The sequence below is a fragment of the Tahibacter soli genome, from assembly GCF_025717065.2.
GTDB classification, from domain to species: domain Bacteria; phylum Pseudomonadota; class Gammaproteobacteria; order Xanthomonadales; family Rhodanobacteraceae; genus Tahibacter; species Tahibacter soli.
Map to the genome: position 1 here is coordinate 73,984 of NZ_JAOVZO020000015.1, position 18,726 is coordinate 92,709.

Here is an 18,726-nt window from a genome sequence, read left to right on the forward strand (position 1 = left end):
ACGCACTGCGGGCGCCGTTTGGGAACGACATGACGCTGTGCGGGCCGGTACGCGACCGTGGGCCGACACCGTCACGTGCCCAGGGCGTGCGGCCCCCAGATCAGCGACGCGACCAGCATGGCGAAGGTGGTGCCGACGAGCAGCCAGAACGTGCGCCGTTCGCGAGCGCCGTTCGCGGCGTTCGGCCATCCGGTCGTGCGCACGGCGATGCGGTCGCACAGCCACGCGAATCCCGGCAGCAGCGCGGCGCCTGCGGCGAAGTAGAACGTCCCGTCGCCGAACGTGTTCTCGATCGCGTAGCGGCCGAACACGAGCGCGATGGCGCTGCTGACCGCCGCAGGCCCGCCGAGTACGAATCCGATGACGGCAAGGGCGGCGAGCGCGAGCCTGCCCGGTCCGAAATACGGGTTGTCGCCGAGCGCGAAGGCGACGCCGGCGACGGTGCCGACCGACAGCACCGGTATCGCGATGGCAGGCTCCAGATACGATTCGACGCCGCGTTTGAACGTCTCGCGCCATTGCGCGTAGCGCGGCACGCCGACGAAGCGCAGCCAGCGCCAGGCGGTTGCGCCGGCAACGGCGACGAGGGCGCTCGCGAACACGCCGAGCCACAGGTTGCGCAGCGCTTCGCCGAGATGCGGATCGTCCGGGCTCATGATGATGCCCGTGGCGAACAGGCCGAACGCGGCGAAGCCCAGCAGCCAGCGCAGCGCCGACAGGCCGATTTGCGTCAGGTTCGGCGGCGTGCCGGGATGCGCGCGATTCCAGAACCGCACCGCGTCGGCGCCGAACAGGCGATCGACCGCCGCCGCGCCGCAGCGCGCGGTGTAGGCGTAGAACAGCTGATTGACCACGTTGACGACGCTCGGCCGCAGCGCGCGCAGCAGGCGCCATCGCGGACTCGCGCGCTCCGCGTGCAGGCGCCTGAGCTCGGCGCGCTCGCCGTCGGCATCGCCGAGCACGGCGTGCCAGCGTTCCGGCGTGCGGTTGAACAGGGCGTCCCGCTCGGCGAGATGGCGGGCGAACTGCGCGTCGATCAGGCAATGATCGAGCGCGGCGACGACGCGCTGAACGAGCGCCGGCGACATGCCGCCGGCGAGCAGCCGTCGCTCGAAGCCGATCTGGCTCCAGCCGTAGCTGTGGTCCAAGGCGGAAAATGCCTCGTAGCTCAGCTGCGTGTCGCTCGCGGCGAGCCGGCCGAGCAGTTCGCGCTCGATCGCTTCGCGCGCGGCGAAGTTCGACAGCTCCGGGCAGCGCGCGAACCACGCGCCGAACGCTTCGCCGTCGACGCGCGCCGGGTCGGCCGCGGCGAGCAGTTCGTCGACGACCGCGACGGGGCTGCGCAGCGCCTCGAGCCGGTCGAGCCCGAGCCATTCGTGCGCGGAGACCGACGCCGCGACAGGCGGAGGCATGCTGCTCGGACGCGTGCCGGTGTCGCTTGGCGGCGTGTCGTCGGTCGGCGGTTCGATCGCGCCGGCGGGCTGCGGTGGCGATTGGACCGCCACGACGGATGCGACCGCGGTTTCGGCCGCGAACGCCGGTTGTCGCGCATCGTCGGGCGTCGAGTCGGACGCCGGCCCGGCATGCGCGAGGCAGATTTCGTAGGCCCAGCGCAGCATTTGAAAACCGCCGGGATTTTCATCGGGGCGATTGAGCTTGAGCAACTGCGCGTAGCGGCGCTTCACGTCGCGCGCGGGCGCGCCGCGCGGCAACGCCATCAGCTCCCACGGATCGGCGTTCACGGGTCAGAACGCCGACTGGCTTTCGACATGGTCGAGAAACTCGGCGAAGCGCTTGCGCGCGCGTTCGATGCGTTGCGGTTCCTGCGTGGCGAGTTCCGCGTTGAACGCATGAATGTGCTCGGTCAACGCCTGGCGCAGCGGGCCGACGTTCTCTTCGTACAGCCGTTCGGCGCGCGCGAGCACCGCGAGATTGGCCTGATGTTCGCGCGGATGCACCTTGAGCTCGGCGAGCGCGGCGAGTCGCGCGCGGATCTCGTCGGGCGTCATGAGGCCGGGGTTCTGTTCGATCACGAGCTGGTGCATGGCGCCGGTGGCGACGACGTGCGCCTCGACGTCGAGCAGGCCGTTGACGTCGTAGGTAAAGCGCACGTCGACCGGATTTTCCGCCGACGTGCGGCGCGGCAGCGGCACTTCGAGTTCGCCGAGAAACACGTTGTTCGCCACGCGCGGCGATTCGCCCTGGAACACGCGCAGCTTGAGCACGGGCTGGAAATCGCGCAGCGGGTTGTAGCGCGACACGCGGCTGGCCGGAATCACGGTGTTGCGTTCGATCAACGGCGAGAAAAGGCCGTCGTGCTGACGCTGGTTCTCGTCGACGCGCGAGGTTTCCACGCCGAGCGTGTACGGACACACGTCGGTCATCACGACTTCGCTGAACGCCTCGTGGCGGGCTTTCATGCCGGCCATGACGCAGGCGCCGAGCGCGACCGTCTGATCCGGATTGATATGCCGCAGCGGCAGCCGGCCGAACATGCGCGCGACCATGCGGCCGATCATCGGCATGCGCGACGCGCCGCCGACCAGCACGATCTGCAGCAGCTCGTCGGGCCGCGTGCGCGAATCGCGCAGCGCGCGCTCGACGGGTGCGCGCATGCGCGCGAGCAGCGGTGCCGCGAGCGATTCGAAGCGCGCTTCTGTAATGTTCCACTCGTATTCTTTTCCGGAGATCGTCAGCGGCACGGCAAGCGACGCCTGATTCGTCAGCTGGCATTTGACGCGCTCGATGCGCGCGCGCAGCGCGGCCGCGTCGGCCGGTGCCGGCGGCGGTGCGACGTGAAGGTCGTCGAGCGCGGTCTTGACCAGCAGATCGACGAAATCTTCGCCGCCGAGGAAGTTGTCGCCGGCGCTCGCGTGCACTTCCATGACGCCGGCGAAGGTTTCGAGTATCGACACGTCGAACGTGCCGCCGCCGAGATCGAAGACGAGGAACTTCGATTCCGCGTTCTGCGCCTGCAGGCCGTAGGCGAGCGCCGCGGCGGTCGGTTCGTTGATCAGACGTTCGACGCGGATCCCCGCGATTTCTCCGGCGTTGCGCGTGGCCTTGCGCTGCGCGTCGCTGAAATAGGCGGGCACGCTGATGACGGCTTCCGTCGCTTTCTCGCCGGTGTGCGCCTCGGCGTCGGCGACGAGCGCGCGCAGCACGAGCGCCGAGAGTTCCTCGGGCCTGAAGGCGCGATCGCCGAGTCGCGTTTCGCGCGCGCTGCCCATGTAGCGTTTGAACGTCGAGGCCGTGCGGGCGGGTTGGGCGGCGAGACGTTCGAACGCCGCGCGACCGACGAGGAGGTTGCCGTCGACGCCGACGCCGACGACGGACGGCGTCAGCACCTCGCCGAGCGCGTTCGGCACGAGCCGCGCACCGTCGGCGGTCCAGACGCCGATCAGCGAATGCGTGGTGCCGAGATCAATGCCGACAATCATGTACGGGCCCCTGAGCCGGACGGTCGAAGCCGTCGATCTTAATGTTCCGGCTGATCCTTGGCGACGGAGGTGTCGGTGGTTGGGCGGGGGCGGTCGAGATTCCGGACAGTCACGTTTCTCGGAGATCACCGGCGAGATTCGGGACAGTCACGTTTCTCGAAGGTCACTGGCGCAATCCGGGACAGTCACGATTCTCGAAGATCACTGGCGCAATCCGGGACAGTCACGATTCTCGAAGATCACTGGCGCAATGGAAGACGGTCATGTTTCTCGACTTTCGAGATAGCTCAGGACCTCCGCTCTGTCGGGCAGTCGGGGCCGCCGCAAGCCGTCGCGCATGTCGCGCGCTCCAGCTGGGTGCGAATGGATCGAAGAATTACACCCCGGAAGTTCCTGTGTGTCCCGGAAGCGCTGGAAATACGGGCGGCAAATCCTGGCTGTTTCGAAGCCGTGAGCAGAAGAATCGTGACTGTCCCGAAGTCGACTGTCCCGAAGTCGCGGCCAGAACGCACACTCGAACATACGTGCCGGTTTGGAAGAGGGGTTGCCTGGGGAGGGCTTGACGTTTTCTGGCTGTCCCCAAATTCGCAGGCTGTCCCGAAACCTGGCCTCGCTAGCCGCCGACGCGATCGCGAAACCGCAGGTACGCCCGTTCGACGTCGATCGGCGCTTCGACCTGCGGGTAGTGGCCGATGCCCTCCAGCAGCGTGACGTCCGCGGCCGGTACGAGTTCGTGATAGCGCTGTGCCATGTGCGCGCCGGAAATGGGGTCGCTCGCGCCGCAGATCAGCTTCAGCGGCGTGCGCGTGTCGCGCAGCGCGCCGACCCAGCGCTCGCGATGCGTTCTGCGTTCTTCGACGTAGCGGATGAGCCGCGGCAGCACGGCGCGACCGCCGTCGTGATCGATGAGTGTCCAGAAACCGTCCGAAGTCGACTATCCCGAAGTCGCGGCCAGAACGCACACGCGAACATACGTTCCGGTTTGGAAGAGAGGTTGCCTGGGGAGGGCTTGACGTTTTCTGGCTGTCCCCAAATTCGCAGGCTGTCCCGAAACCTGCGCAGGCTGTCCCGAAACGTGGCCTCGCTAGCCGCCGACGCGATCGCGAAACCGCAGGTACGCCCGTTCGACGTCGATCGGTGCTTCGACCTGCGGGTAGTGGCCGATGCCCTCCAGCAGCGTGACGTCCGCGGCCGGTACGAGTTCGTGATAGCGCTGTGCCATGTGCGCGCCGGAAATGGGGTCGCTCGCGCCGCAGATCAGCTTCAGCGGCGTGCGCGTGTTGCGCAGCGCACCGACCCAACGCTCGCGATGCGTTCTGCGTTCTTCGACGTAGCGGATGAGCCGCGGCAGCACGGCGCGACCGCCGTCGTGATCGATGAGTGTCCAGAAACCGTCGAGATGCTCGGCGTCCGGCGGCGTGCCGGGTCCGAAGATGCGCCGCAGGTTGCGCGCCAGCGCGCGCCGCCCGGTCAGACGCGCGACCAGCCCGCCGGCCGGAGACGCCAGCAGCTTCTGCACGAACGCGGCGCGGTGCGTTTCCGGAAACAGTCCGCCGTTGAGGAAGCAGGCGCTGCGGATCGCGGGACGCGCATCGCGCGCCTCGACACGGCGCGCGAGCAGTTCCTGCGCCACGGTGTCGCCGTAGTCGTGCGCCAGAACGTCGCACGCGTCGATGTCGAGTCTGCGCAGCAGCGCTTCCTGCAGGTCCGCCTGATCGGCGATGCGATAGTCGTGGTCGCGTGGTTTCGCCGACCAGCCGAAGCCGAGCATGTCGAGACCGATCGTGCGGAAGCGCGACGCGAGTGCCGCCCACAAGACTGCCCAGTCCCACGAAGCCGTCGGAAATCCGTGAATCAGCAGCAGCGCCGGCGCGTCGCGCGGGCCGTCGTCGCGGAAGAAAATCGTGCGGCCTTCGTGCGAGAAATAATGGCCGCCGGCACGCCAGTCGGGCAGGGAGATCGTGTTCATGCGGCGATCATAGCCGCGTGCCGCGCGCTCGCGGCCGACAGCGCCGGCCGCGAGCGCGCGACGGGCGACTTCAGTGCTTGTCGCCGTCCTTCTTCACCGCGTCCTTCGCGGCGTCTTTCGCCTCGACCGCGGTTTCCTTGATTTCGTGGCCGACCTCTTTCGCGCCTTCCTTGACTTCGCGGCCCGCGGCCTTCGCCGCTTCCCACGCGTCCTTGGCGCCTTCCTTCACGTCGTGCGCGCCGTCCTTGATCGCGGTACCGGCCTCGTTCGTCGCGTTGCGAATGTGGTCGCCCGCGGTCAGCGACTTTTCCCCGATCGTGTCGACCGCGGCGTTGACCGTCTCGCCGGTCTTCTTCGCGGCATCCTGCACGGCCTCGCCGGTCTTCTGCGCGGCGTCGGCGACGGCCTTCTTCGCTTCCTCGGCCTTCTGCGCGGTCGCCTTCGCGGCTTCGTCGATCTTCTGCTGCGCGTTCTGCTGACCCTGCTCACTGCACGCGGCCAGGGCCGCGACCAACGCAATGCTCATGACGATACGGCTAGCTTGCATGGCTTCGCTCCTTCGTTGAAGACAACGCCGAGTATTGAACGGTCCGCTTCGACCGGCAAGCGCGCGTTACAGAAGTTCGATCGCGATCGCGGTGGCTTCGCCGCCGCCGATGCACAGCGACGCGACGCCGCGCTTGCCGCCGCGATTCTTCAGCGCGTGGATCAGCGTCACGACGAGCCGCGCGCCGCTCGCGCCGATCGGGTGGCCCAGCGCGCAGGCGCCGCCGTTGACGTTGAGCTTCTCGTGCGGGATGCCCAGTTCCTTGATCGGCGCCATCGCGACCACGGCGAACGCTTCGTTCACCTCGAACAGGTCGACGTCGCCGACGCTCCAGCCGGCCTTCGCGAGCACCTTTTCGATCGCGCCGACCGGCGCGGTCGTGAACCATTGCGGCTCCTGCGAATGCGTGGCGTGCGCGGCGATGCGCGCGAGCGGCGCGAGGCCGCGCTTGGCCGCTTCGTCGGCGCTCATCAGCACGGTCGCCGCCGCGCCGTCGGAAATGCTCGACGAGCTCGCCGCCGTGATCGTGCCGTTGTCCTTCTTGAACGCGGGCTTCAACGTCGGAATCTTGCCGATGTCGCATTTGCCCGGTTGTTCATCCGTGGCGTATTCCACTTCGCCCTTGCGCGTGGCGACCTTCACCGGAACGATTTCGCTGCCGAACGCGCCGGAGGCCTGCGCGGCCAGCGCGCGGCGCACCGACTCGGACGCATAGGCGTCCTGGTCTTCGCGCGTGAACGCATACTTGTCGGCGCACTGCTCGCCGAACACGCCCATCGCCTTGCCGTCGTACGGATTGGTCAGGCCGTCCCACGCCATGTGGTCGACCGCCTCGAAACCGCCGTAGCGATTGCCCGTGCGCGAATTCGGAATCATGTGCGGCGCGTTCGTCATCGACTCCATGCCGCCGGCCACGACGATGCTCGCCGAACCGGCCTTGATCGCGTCGTGCGCCTGCATGATGGCCTTCATGCCCGAACCGCACACCTTGTTGATCGTGGTGCAGCCCGCCGCCGGCGGCAGGCCGGCGCCGAGCGCCGCCTGGCGGGCCGGCGCCTGGCCGAGATTGCCGGGCAGCACGCAGCCCATGATCACTTCGCCGACGTCGGTCGCGGCGACGCCCGCGTGTTCCAGCGCGGCCTTGATCGCGGCGGCGCCGAGCGTCGGCGTGGGCACGCCGGTGAACTGGCCGAGGAAGGAACCGATCGCTGTGCGCTTGGCGCCGACGATGACGATATCGGACATGGATTTCTCCGCGTGTTTGGATGGCTGAAAGGATGCGCCGCACGCGGCGCAAAGCCTCCGGATTATGCGCGGCTTGTTGCGCTGCGGCAAATGCGGTCCGCCACGATTCGTTGCTGTACGGAAGGCCGTGCGCGCGCTAGCCTCGACGCATGCGCAACAGGGGGCGGTTCGCGTGGCTGATCGCGACCGTCGTGCTCGCGACCGCGGTCGCGCACGACGCCGTCGCCGCGCCCGCGTGGGCGGCGGATGCCGGCGTCGAACGCCTGCGTTTCAAGCGTCTGGGCGTGCGCGACGGGCTGTCGCAGACGATCGCCACGACGCTTGCGCAGGATGCTCGCGGCTTCGTCTGGGTCGGCACGCAGGATGGCCTGAACCGCTACGACGGCTACGGCTTTCGCGTGTACCGGCACGACCGCGACGATCCCGCGTCGCTGCCCGACAACAACGTGCGCCGTCTGCTGGCGGATTCGAAAGGCCGGCTGTGGATCGGCTTTGCGACCGGCCTTGCGCGCTACGACGCCGCGCTCGATCGCTTCGATACGTGGCGCCCCGCGCCCGGCGTGCGCAACGCGCTTGCGGCGCGCTCGGTCGGCGCGCTGCTCGAAGATCGCGACGGCCGCATCTGGGTGGCGACGTCCGGCGGCGCGCTGCAGTTCGTCGACGAACGCGGCGGCTTTGCGCCGGGTCCCTGCGACGGCGAGCCGACGGCGCGAATCAACGCGCTCGCCCAGGCGCACGACGGTGCGCTGCTGCTCGGCACCGATCGCGGGCTGTGGCGCTGCGACGTCGCGAGCGGCGCGCTGTCGGAAATCCGCTACGGCGACGCGCGCATCGTGTCCGGCTCGCAGACGCTGCGCGTCGGCGCGCACGGCGAAATATGGGTCGCGGCGTCGGGCCAGGGCGTGTTCCGCTTCGACGCCGACGGCACGCCGAGCCTGCGTCTGGATAGCGACGCCGTGCCGCCGCTCGCCGACCGCACGGTCCACGGCCTTGCGATCGATCGCGACGGCGCGGTGTGGTTCGGCAGCGACGTGCGCGGCGTGTCGCGTTTCGATCCGGCGACGCGTGCGCTCGAGAGCTACGGTCATGCGGTGGGGCGCGAATACTCGCTCGCGTCGAACCGCGCGTTCTCGCTGCTGGAAGACCGCGATGGCGTGATCTGGGTCGGCTCGTGGGGCAGCGGCGTGTCGCTGCTCGATCCGCGCACGGCCGCGTTCGTGCAGCTCGTGCCGGGCGCCGCGCCGCATGCGCTGCCCGGCGCGTCGGCCACCGCGGTGCTCGCCGACGCCGACGGCGCGTTCTGGATCGGCACGCTGGAAAACGGCGGGCTGTCGCGGTTCGATCCCGCGCGCGGCGTCGTCGAACGCCACGTGCACGATCCGGCCCGCGCCGACAGCCTTGCGACGAACTTCGTCACGGGCCTCGCGCGCGGTCCCGACGGTTCGCTCTGGGTCGGCACGAACGACTCGGGGCTCGACCGGCTCGCGCCCGGCGCGAAAGGCTTCGCGCACTACCGGCACGATCCGGCGCGTGCCGACACGCTGCCCGACGACGACGTGCAAGGCCTGTACGTCGATAAAAGTGGAACCTTGTGGGTTTCCACCGCGAACGGCCTTGCCGCGCTGTGCGCCGGGTGCGATGCCTTCCGGCGCTACGTCAACGATCCGAACGATCCGGCGAGCCTCGGCGGCGGCAGCGTGCAGACCGTGCTCGAAACGCGCGCCGGCGAGCTGTGGGTCGGCTTGCGGCGCAACGGGCTCGACCGGCTCGATCGCGCGACCGGCCGCTTCGAACACTTCCGCGCCGACCTCGACGACGCGCGTTCGCTCGCCAACGACGTCGTCACGTCGCTGCACGAAGACGCGCGCGGCGACCTGTGGATCGGCACGCAGGGCGGCGGCCTCAATCGCCTGCGCCGCGACGCCGCCGGCCGCGTCGCGTTCGACGCCGTCACGACGCGCGAGGGCCTCGCGGCGGACGCGATCGGCGGCATCGCCGAAGACGCGCAGGGCCGTCTGTGGCTGTCCACGACCGCGGGCATCAGCCGCTACGATCCGCCGACGCGCAGCGTGCTCAATCTTTCCGGCGCGCGCGGCGGCTCCGACGCGGGCTATTTCATCGGTGCGGCGAGCCAGCATGCCGACGGCCGCGTGCTGTTCGGCGGACCGGCCGGCGTCACGGTGTTCGATCCGGCCGATGTCGCGACCGCACCGCCGCCGCAGCCGCTGTTCACCGACTTTCGCCTGTTCAACGCGCCGGTCGCGCCGCGCGCGCGCGACGCGGCGTCGCCGCTCGCCGCGACGCCGTGGACCGGCGGCGGGATCGAACTCGACTACCGACAGTCGATGTTCTCGCTCGACTTCGCCGCGCCGAACGCAGCCGATCCCGACGCCGTGCGCTACGCCTATCGCCTGGACCCGCACGACGCGGAGTGGATCGAAACCGACGCGTCGCGCCGCACCGCGACGTACACCGCGCTGCCGCCCGGCGACTACCGGCTGCGACTGCGCGCGCGCTACGCAGGCCAAGCGTGGAGCGGTGCCGAAGCCGCGCTCGCGGTGCGCGTGAAGCCCGCGCCTTGGTTCGCGCCGCCGGCGCTGGCCGCGTATGTGGCGCTGGCAGCGCTCCTCGGCGCCGCGGGGTGGTGGCGCCGGCGCGAACGGCTGCGCCGGCGCGCCGCGGCGCAGGAGGATCTGCGCCGCAGCGAGGAACGCCTGAAGCACGCCTTGTGGGGCAGCGGCGGCGAGCTGTGGGACATCGATCTTGCGAGCGGCCGGCTGCATCGCGAGAACCGTCTGGAACATCTCGCCGCGAGTCACGACGCGACCGCCGAGACCGTCGCGTCGTACATGCCGTTCCTGCATCCCGACGATACGGGTTCGATGCGCGAGGCGATGATCGTGCACCTCAAGGGCGCGTCCGACGATTTCGCGATCAGCTTTCGTACGCGCGACCGCAGCGGCGAATGGACGTGGCTGCTCACGCGCGGGCGCGTCGTCGAACGCGATGCGCAGGGCCGCGCGCGCCGCATGACCGGCACGACGCACGACATCAACGCGTTGAAGCGCGCCGAAGAAGCGCTGCGCAGCCTGAACGAGGAACTGGAGCTGCGCGTGGAGCGGCGCACCGCGGCGCTGCGCACCGCGAACGTCGAACTGCAGCAGACGCTCGACCGCCTGACGCTGACGCAGCGCCAGCTCGTCGACGCGGAAAAACTCGCGTCGCTCGGCGGCCTCGTCGCCGGTATCGCGCACGAGATCAACACGCCGCTCGGCGTCGGCGTGACCGCGGCGTCGCATCTGGCCGAAGAAGCGCGGCGTCTCGGCCGCGCGCTCGAAGGCGGCGCGCTCGCGCGTTCGGATCTGACGCGGTTCCAGGAAATGGCGCGCGAAAGCTCCGAGCTGATCCTGCGCAACCTGCAGCGCGCCGACGGCCTCGTGCGCAGCTTCAAGCAGGTGGCGGTCGACCAGTCGAACGAGGACCGCCGCGTGGTCGAACTCGGCGCGTGTCTGCGCGAAATCCTGACGACGCTCGGTCCGGCGCTGCGCAAGACGCCGCACGCGGTGACGCTTGCGTGCCCGGTGCCGGTACCGTGCCTCACCGCGCCGGGCGCGCTGTACCAGATATTGACGAATCTCGTGATGAACTCGCTGACGCACGGCTACGCGCCGGGCGTCGCCGGCGCGCTGTCGATCGCCGTCGCGCGCGACGGCGACGAGGCGGTCGTCGACTACCGCGACGACGGCGCCGGCATGGACGAGGCGACGCGTTCGCGCATCTTCGATCCGTTCTTCACGACGCGGCGCGGCCAGGGCGGATCGGGGCTCGGCATGCACATCGTCTACAACCTCGTGACGCAGGCGCTCGGCGGCACGATCGCGTGCCGCAGCGCGCCCGGCCGCGGCGTCGAATTCCGCATCCGCTTTCCGCACGGCACGGGCCGTTGAACGCGCGACGGCGCTGCGCGTTCGCCGCGTTCGCCGTATTCGCGCAAACGGCCGTCGCCGCCGTGCCGTCGGTCGACGCCGTGCGCTTTCGCAACTACGGCGTCGACGACGGGCTGTCGCACAACCGCGTGCGCGCGTTCGCGCAGGATGGACAAGGCTATTTGTGGATCGCGACGCGCGACGGCCTGAACCGCTTCGACGGCGCGCGCTTTCGCGTCTACCGCCACGACCGCGACGATCCGCACAGCCTGCCCGACAACGTCGTGATGACGCTGGCGACGACGCGCGACGGCACGCTGTGGATCGGCACGGCCGGCGGCGGCCTCGCGCGCTACGACGCCGCGCGCGACCGCTTCGAACGCTACCGCGCCGGCGACGCGACCGGACTGGCCGGCGACCAGATCCGCGCGCTGCACGTCGACGCCGCGGGCGCCCTGTGGGTCGGCAGCTTCGGCATCGGCGTGCAGCGCTTCGATCCTGCGACCGGCCGCGCGAGCGACCTGCCGTTCGGCCGTCCCGAAGCGCTCGCCGGCGTGCACGGCTATGTCGACCTGCCGGGCGGCGGCATGCTGTTCGCCGCCGGTTCGAACGTCTGGCGCTGGAATGGCGGCGACACGATCGCGCCGCTGCTCGACACGGCGGGCGTGCGGCATCCGGCCGAGCGCTCGACGCGCGGTCGCGACGGCGATCTGTGGGTGGCGCTCGTCGCCGGAGGCCTCCTGCGCTTCGACGCCGACGGCCGCGAGCGCCGCCGCTACGGCGCGGCGGACGGCCTCGGCAGCGACGTCGTCACGAGCCTGCTGCAAAGTCGCGAAGGCGATTTGTGGATCGGCACACAGCTCGGCGTCGCGCGCTACGATCGCGACGCCGACCGCTTCGTCGCGATCCGTCACGACGCCGGCGACCGCACGACGCCGCCGCCGGAATCGCACGCGCTGTTCGAGGACGCCGACGGTCTCGTCTGGACCGGCAGCGGTACGAGCGGCATCGGCGTGCACGATCCCGACGGCGAAGCCGTGAGCGTCTACCGCCGCCGCGCCGACGGCCTGCCGTCGAGCCGCGTGCAGGCCGTGACGGTCGAGCCGGACGGCGCGTTCTGGCTCGGTTTCGGCGACGCCGGCGTCGTGCGCTATGCGCCGGAACGCGGCGTGGTCGAACGGCTCGACCGGAAATCGGGTCTGGCCAGCGACGCCGTCGCCGCACTCGCGCGCGGTCGCGACGGCGCGCTGTGGATCGGCCACGTCGCGAACGGCCTCGACCGCCTCGACGCGAACGGCGCCATCCGCCACTACGCGAGCGTCGAAGGCGATCCGGGATCGCTGCCGGCGAATCTCGTCAACGCGCTCGCCGTCGACGCCGCCGGCACGCTGTGGGTTGCGAGCGACGGCGGGGGGCTGGCGAGCCTGTGCGACGGCTGCGATGCGTTCGTGCGCTATGCCGACGCGGGCGACGACCGCTTCGATTTCGCGCGCGCGACGACGACGTCGCTGGCCATCGCACGCGACGGCGCGGTCTGGTTCGGCCTGTTCGGCGGCGGCGTCGCGCGGCTCGATCCGGCGACGCGCAGGATACGGCGCTACGCCGCCGCGGCCGGCGGCGCCGGGCCGTCGAACGACGTGGTGCGCAGCCTGCTCGCCGACGCGAACGGCGACCTGTGGATCGGCTCGGCGGGCGGCCTCGATCGCCTCGACGTCGCGGCCACGGGCGAGGCGCGTTTCGTCGCGCAGCGCGGCGAGGGCTGGCGCGGGCGCGAACACGTCGTGTGCCTCGCCGCCGCCGCGCACGACGAGTTGTGGGTCGGCACGACGACCGGACTCGTGCGCTATCGGCCGTCCGACGGCGCGTTCGCGCTGCCGGCCGCGCTCGGCCGCATCGATCGCGCGGGCTTCGCCGCGGGGGCCTGCGACGCGCGCGACGGCAAAGTATACTTCGGCGGCGTCGAGGGGCTCATCGCGTTCGCGCCGGCCGACTTGCCGCCGCCGCGCGCGCCGGGTCCGGTCGTGCTGACCGATTTCCTGCTGTTCAACCGCCCGGTCGACGTGCGGCCCGACGCGGCCGATGCGCCGCTGACACGCGCCATCGCGCAGACGCCGCTGCTGCGGCTCGATCATCGCCAGAACGTCTTCGGCTTCGGTTTCGCCGCGCTCGACTATCGCGATCCGGCCGGCGTCGCCTATCGCTACCGGCTCGACGGTCTCAACGACGACTGGATACCGGTGCTGCCGGGGCGGCGCGACGCGGTGTTCTCCGGGGTGCCGGCCGGCCGCTACCGGCTGCGCGTGCAGGCCGAGCGCGCGGGCGCCGCACCGAGTGAAACGACGCTTGAAATTTCAATATCGCCGCCGCCGTGGCGCTCGCCGTGGGCTTACGCCGCCTACGCGTCGCTCGCCGCGCTCGCGCTCGGCGCGCTGTGGCGGCGCTACGAACGGCGCCTGGCGTACGAGCGATCCGTCGCCGCGCAGATCCGCCGCAGCGAAGAAGAATTGCGGCGCATGAACGAGGAACTCGAGTCGCGCGTCGCATCGCGCACGTCCGACCTCGTCGCCGCGAACGAAACGCTCAGCGGCACGCTCGAGCGCCTGCGCGAGACGCAGCGCCAGCTCGTCGAGGCCGAGAAGCTCGCGTCGCTCGGCGGGCTCGTCGCGGGCGTCGCGCACGAGATCAACACGCCGCTCGGCGTATGTCTGACCGCCGCCTCGCATCTCGCCGAAGAATCGCGGGTGACGCGAGAGCGTCTCGCGCGCAGCGAACTGACGCGCTCGCAGCTCGACGCGTACCAGAACGGCGCGAGCGAGGCGGCCGAGATCATCGTGCGCAACCTGCAGCGCGCCGACCGTCTCGTGCGCGGCTTCAAGCAGACCGCCGTCGACCAGGCGGTCGACGAGATCGGCGACATCGATCTCGAACAGGCGGTCGCAAACGCGCTGGCGCTGATCGGACCGCTGCTGCGCGGTACGCCGCACCGCATCGTCGTCGACTGCGCCGAAACCGTCGTCGTGCGCGCGCCGCCCGGTGCGCTGTACCAGATCGTCAGCAATCTCGTGTTGAACGCGGTGCAGCATGCGTTCGCGCAGGGCGAGACGGGCACGATCGCGATCGCCGTCGCGCGAGACGGCGACGGCGTATCGCTGTCGGTTCGCGACGACGGCCGCGGCATGGACGAGGCAGAGCGTTCGCGCGTGTTCGAGCCGTTCTTCACGACCCGGCGCGGGCAGGGCGGCACGGGGCTAGGCCTGCACGTCGTCTACACGCTCGCCACTCAGGTGCTCAAGGGCCGCATCGACTGCGACAGCACGCGCGGGCGCGGCACCTGCTTTCGCGTGCGCTGGCAGGCGGACTGACGCGCGCGTCCGATGGCGGCGCTCTCGTTGCGAATTGGACGAACCGGCATTGCGCATCGGGCGCCGGAGTGACGGCTTCGTCGGGCCGCGTCCGTCCTCGGGGACATCCACCTGGGGAGTTTCATGCGCGCATTCCTCCGTCGCGTCGGCGTTTTCGCCGCTGTCTGGCTGGCCGTGCCGGCCGCGCTCGCGCAGTCGAGCTACGATCTCGTGTTTCGCCAGGGCTTCGAACGATCGGACGATCGACCGTCGACGCGCGGCGAAGCGTCGCGTTTTCTCGCGCAGGCGACGTTCGGCGGTTCGGACGCCGATATCGACGCACTCGCCGCGAGCGGCTACGACGCGTGGCTGTCGGCGCAGATCGCGCTGCCGCCGACGTCGATGCTGCCGTACATGCGCGCGCAGGCCGGCACGGCGGATCCGCTCGAGCCCATTCCGTTTCACCTGTTCAAGCAGGCGTGGTTCGTGCGAACGCTCGGCGCGCAAGACCAGCTGCGACAGCGCGTCGCGTTCGCGCTGAGCGAAATCCTCGTGGTTTCGGAGCGCGGCAACGGCCTGGAAAACGACGGTCTCGCGCTCGGCGCGTACTACGACATTCTGCTGCGCAACGCGCTCGGCAACTATCGCCAGCTGCTCGAAGACGTGACGCTGAGTCCCGCGATGGGCCGGTATCTGTCCATGTACCGCAATCGCAAGCCCGACCTCGCGAACAACATCCAGTCGGACGAGAACTACGCGCGCGAAGTGATGCAGCTGTTCTCGATCGGCCTCGTCAAACTCCATCGCGACGGCTCGCCGGTGATCGTCGGCGGCCGCACGGTGCCGACGTACGACGTCGGCACCGTGCGCGGCTTCGCGCGCGTGTTCACGGGCTGGGCGTGCCACTGCGGGCCGGGCCAGCCGTGCCCGGCCGATCCGTTCCCGGTGGAGCCGTTCACGTGCAGCACCGAGCACGAGATGGTGCCGTACGAGGCGTATCACGACCGCGACGCGAAGACGGTGCTCGACGGCGTCGTGCTGCCGGCCGGCCGCGACGCGCGGCCGGAACTCGAGGCGGCGCTCGACGTGCTGTTCAACCATCCGAACGTCGCGCCGTTCATCGCGCGGCAATTGATACAAAAGCTCGTCACGAGCAATCCGTCGCCGGGCTACGTCGACGCCGTCGCCGCCGCGTTCGAAAACAACGGGCAGGGCGTGCGCGGCGATCTCGCCGCGACCGTGCGCGCGATGCTCACGCATCCCGAGGCGCGCGACGGCCATCGCACGATGCCGCAGACATTCGGCAAGGTGCGCGAGCCGATCGTCCGCCTGGCGCAGCTGTGGCGCGCGTTCGACGTGATGTGGGAGAACGACGCGCTGTTTCCCGACGATCGCGAAATCCACGAAAGCCACAACCAGTCGCCGCTGCTGTCGCCGTCGGTGTTCAATTTCTTCTCGCCGGGCTATACGCCGGGCGGCGCGCTCGCGACGGCCGGACTCGTGGCGCCGGAGATGCAGATCGTCACCGCGAACTTCGCGATCCGCCTCGCCAACGACGTCAACGGCCGCGTCTACTGGAGCTATCGCGGCGGCCCGATGGACGAGTTCGACGACCGCGTGCGGCTGATCCGGCTCGAACGCTGGGAGGCGTCGATACGCCCGGCGCCCGGCGCGAACGAAGCGCCGGCCGGCGCGGTCGACCGGCTGATCGATCGCTGCGCCGAACTTCTCGTCGGCGGGCAGATCACGCCCGCGCTGCGCAGTCGCATTCGCGCGCGCGTGCTGTCGATCGACGCCGACGATCCGCTGCGCCGCGTGCAGAACGCGATCTATCTGATCGCGACGTCTCCCGAATTCGCCGTGCAGCGCTGAGGACCTGTCGATGACCCGCAACCACAACGACGCGTCGCGCCGTCGATTCTTGAAGCGCAGCCTCGCGGCGCTCGCCGGCGGCGCCGGTTTCTTCGCCGCGCCGCAGAGCCTCTCGCTGCTCAACGCGGCATGGGCGCAAGGCCCGCAGTGCGGCGGCGACTACAAGGCGCTCGTCTGCGTGTTCCTGCTCGGCGGCAACGACGGCCACAATCTCGTCGTGCCGACCGGCGCCGAATACGCCGCGTACGCCAACCGTCGCCGCGGTCTTGCGATCGCGCAGCAGCGCCTGCAGCCGGTCGCGCCGCTCTCCGGTGCGAACTACGCGATCGGGCTGCATCCGGACCTGCCGGAGCTGAAGCAATTGTTCGATAGTGGAAAAATGGCGATCCTCGGCAGCGTCGGCGCGCTGATGGAGCCGGTGACGAAGGCGCAGTACGACGCGCGCACCGCGCGGCTGCCGCCGCAGCTGTTTTCGCACAACGACCAGCAGGCGTTCTGGCAATCGCTGCAGGAGCGTTCGCCGGTCGACACGACGCCCGCGAGCGGTTGGGCCGGGCGACTCGCCGACGTCGCGCACCCGACGTACAACCCGTGCGCGACGCTCGCGATGAACCTGTCGCTGGCCGGCGCCAATCCGTTCCAAGTGGGGCTCGGCGGCGAAGCGCTGACGGTGGACACCGGAGACATCCGCGCGATCGAGGCCGACCGCGATCCGACCGTCGTCGCCGAACTCGAAGCGGTGTACGCGCAGACGCACTCGAACCTCCTGGTCGAGCAATATCGCCGCTCGACGCGCGCGGCGATCGACGACTACGCCGTGCTGCGCACCGCGCTCGCCGCCGCGCAGCCGCTGCCGACCGCGTTTCCGCCGCCGCCGAACGAAGGCGACCGGCCTGCCGTGCGCTTCGCATACGCGCTCGGCAGCCAGTTGCGGCGGGCCGCGCAGCTGATCTCGGTGCGCCAGGCGCTCGGGCATCGCCGGCAGATTTTTTTCTGCGCGCTCGGCGGTTTCGACACGCACGATGCGCAGACCGCCGATCAGCCGGAGCTGCTGCTCGGCACGTCGCGCGCGCTTGCGGCGTTTCATCGGGCGACGATCGACCTCGGCGTCGAGGCGCAGGTGACGACGTTCGCGGCGTCGGAGTTCGGCCGTTCGATGACGAGCAACGGCGACGGTTCGGACCACAGCTGGGGCAATCATCTGTTCGTGCTGGGCGGCGCCGTGCGCGGGCAGCGCGTGTTCGGCGCGCTGCCGAATCTCGCGGACGGCAGCGACGATTTCGCCGGCGACGGAAATCTGATTCCGAAGATTTCGGTGGATCAGTACGGTGCGACGCTCGCGCGCTGGTTCGGCGTTGCCGACGAGTCGATGCTCGATACGTGTTTTCCGAACCTGCGCCATTTTCCGCCGGCGCTGCGGGATCTCGGTTTCATGGCGGCGTAGGCGCGTCGTCGGAGGCGGGCGGCTCGGAAGGTGTCGTCGCCGACGCCTCCGCGACTGTCCGTTCGATCAGACCGAGCACCGTCTGCGCGCGCGAACGCGACACCGGTACGGTTTCGGCGAGATCGCGCAGCGCGAGACGAAAGCCCTGTGCGTTGCCGCGCACGCCGGCGATCGCCGCGAGCGCGACGAGATACGAGCGATGGCAGCGCACGACGCTGCCGTCGTTGAACTGGCGCTCGACGCCCGATAGCGCGACGCGCAGCAGGCGATGGCTGCGTTCGCCGTCGCGCACGAAGACGACGTCGACGTAGTTTTCCTCGGCGCGCACATAGCGCAACTCGTCGGGCGCGAGTTCGACGGCGCCGTCGCGAGCGCGGACGAGTCGCGCCGGCGGCGCCTCGACCGGCACGTCGATTTGCGGCGGTGCCTGCGCATCGACGAACTGCGCGGCCCGCACTTCGTTGCGTCGGCGCAGCCAGCGCTCGATCAGCAGCGTGCGCACGACGACCGGCGCGACCGCGCACAGTCCGGTGATCGCGACGAACGCGCGTGCGCGTGTCGCGTTGATCTCGATATGGCCGTTCCAGGCGAGCACGGCCATGAGCGCACCGGCCACGACGACGACTTCGACGACTTCCCAGACGACCTGCCGGCCGACGGTCCAGCGCGATTCGTCCCAGCGGCGCGCGAGCAACGCCGGTACCGCGACGCGCAGCACGAGCGATACCGCGAGACATGTGCCGCCGAGCTCGCCGATCAGCAAAGCGGCGGCGGGATCGGGTACCGATGCGAGGCCGAACGGGCGCGCGACGTAGACGATGGCCGTGACGAGCGCCGTCGCGGCGACGGCGAAGCGCGTCTCCGGCCAGGGGCCGCGCCACAGCGGGTAGGGACGCGCGAGCCATGCGCGCAGGCGGTCGCCGATTCCGTTCGCCATCAGTG

General features: G+C 70.2%; 11 protein-coding genes. 4 read left to right on the top strand and 7 right to left on the bottom strand.

Annotation, left to right across the window (positions count from 1 at the left end; all coding sequences use genetic code 11):
- Nucleotides 1-71: 71 nt before the first annotated feature.
- The 6 genes from OD750_RS10570 to OD750_RS10595 form a co-directional block, all read right to left on the bottom strand.
- Complete coding sequence (locus OD750_RS10570) at nucleotides 72-1,742, bottom strand: hypothetical protein (protein ID WP_263544677.1); 1,671 nt, start codon at nucleotides 1,740-1,742, stop codon at nucleotides 72-74.
- A 3-nt stretch (nucleotides 1,743-1,745) separates the two neighbouring features.
- Nucleotides 1,746-3,440, bottom strand: a complete 1,695-nt coding sequence (locus OD750_RS10575; RefSeq protein ID WP_263544678.1) for a molecular chaperone HscC — start codon at nucleotides 3,438-3,440, stop codon at nucleotides 1,746-1,748.
- 613 nt (nucleotides 3,441-4,053) lie between these two features.
- Nucleotides 4,054-4,323 (bottom strand): alpha/beta fold hydrolase, encoded by a 270-nt coding sequence (locus OD750_RS10580; RefSeq protein WP_263544679.1) that lies wholly within the window; start codon nucleotides 4,321-4,323, stop codon nucleotides 4,054-4,056.
- Nucleotides 4,324-4,524: 201 nt separating this feature from the next.
- Nucleotides 4,525-5,409 carry an alpha/beta fold hydrolase gene (locus tag OD750_RS10585; protein ID WP_263544680.1) on the bottom strand — a complete coding sequence of 295 codons (885 nt, stop codon included), beginning with the start codon at nucleotides 5,407-5,409 and terminating at the stop codon, nucleotides 4,525-4,527.
- A gap of 70 nt (nucleotides 5,410-5,479) precedes the next feature.
- On the bottom strand, nucleotides 5,480-5,935 hold the full coding sequence (locus tag OD750_RS10590) for a hypothetical protein (protein ID WP_263544681.1): 456 nt from the start codon (nucleotides 5,933-5,935) through the stop codon (nucleotides 5,480-5,482).
- 87 nt (nucleotides 5,936-6,022) lie between these two features.
- Entirely contained in the window at nucleotides 6,023-7,201 is a 1,179-nt protein-coding gene (locus tag OD750_RS10595; RefSeq protein WP_263544682.1) for a thiolase family protein, read from the bottom strand.
- A 149-nt stretch (nucleotides 7,202-7,350) separates the two neighbouring features.
- On the opposite strand from OD750_RS10595, the gene OD750_RS10600 reads away from it, so the two are divergent.
- The 4 genes from OD750_RS10600 (at nucleotide 7,351) to OD750_RS10615 (ending at nucleotide 17,784) form a co-directional block, all read left to right on the top strand.
- The gene (locus OD750_RS10600; protein WP_263544683.1) at nucleotides 7,351-11,148 is read left to right on the top strand and encodes a two-component regulator propeller domain-containing protein; all 3,798 of its coding nucleotides are present in this window, start codon (nucleotides 7,351-7,353) and stop codon (nucleotides 11,146-11,148) included.
- On the top strand, nucleotides 11,145-14,489 hold the full coding sequence (locus OD750_RS10605) for a sensor histidine kinase (RefSeq protein WP_263544684.1): 3,345 nt from the start codon (nucleotides 11,145-11,147) through the stop codon (nucleotides 14,487-14,489). The genes OD750_RS10600 and OD750_RS10605 overlap by 4 nt, the downstream gene beginning before the upstream one ends.
- A 123-nt stretch (nucleotides 14,490-14,612) precedes the next feature.
- Nucleotides 14,613-16,340, top strand: a complete 1,728-nt coding sequence (locus OD750_RS10610; protein ID WP_263544685.1) for a DUF1800 domain-containing protein — start codon at nucleotides 14,613-14,615, stop codon at nucleotides 16,338-16,340.
- A 10-nt stretch (nucleotides 16,341-16,350) separates the two neighbouring features.
- Complete coding sequence (locus OD750_RS10615) at nucleotides 16,351-17,784, top strand: DUF1501 domain-containing protein (RefSeq protein ID WP_263544686.1); 1,434 nt, start codon at nucleotides 16,351-16,353, stop codon at nucleotides 17,782-17,784.
- Here the strand turns inward: OD750_RS10615 and OD750_RS10620 are convergent.
- Nucleotides 17,771-18,721, bottom strand: a complete 951-nt coding sequence (locus OD750_RS10620) for a LytR/AlgR family response regulator transcription factor (protein ID WP_263544687.1) — start codon at nucleotides 18,719-18,721, stop codon at nucleotides 17,771-17,773. The genes OD750_RS10615 and OD750_RS10620 overlap by 14 nt on opposite strands.
- Nucleotides 18,722-18,726 lie beyond the last annotated feature (5 nt).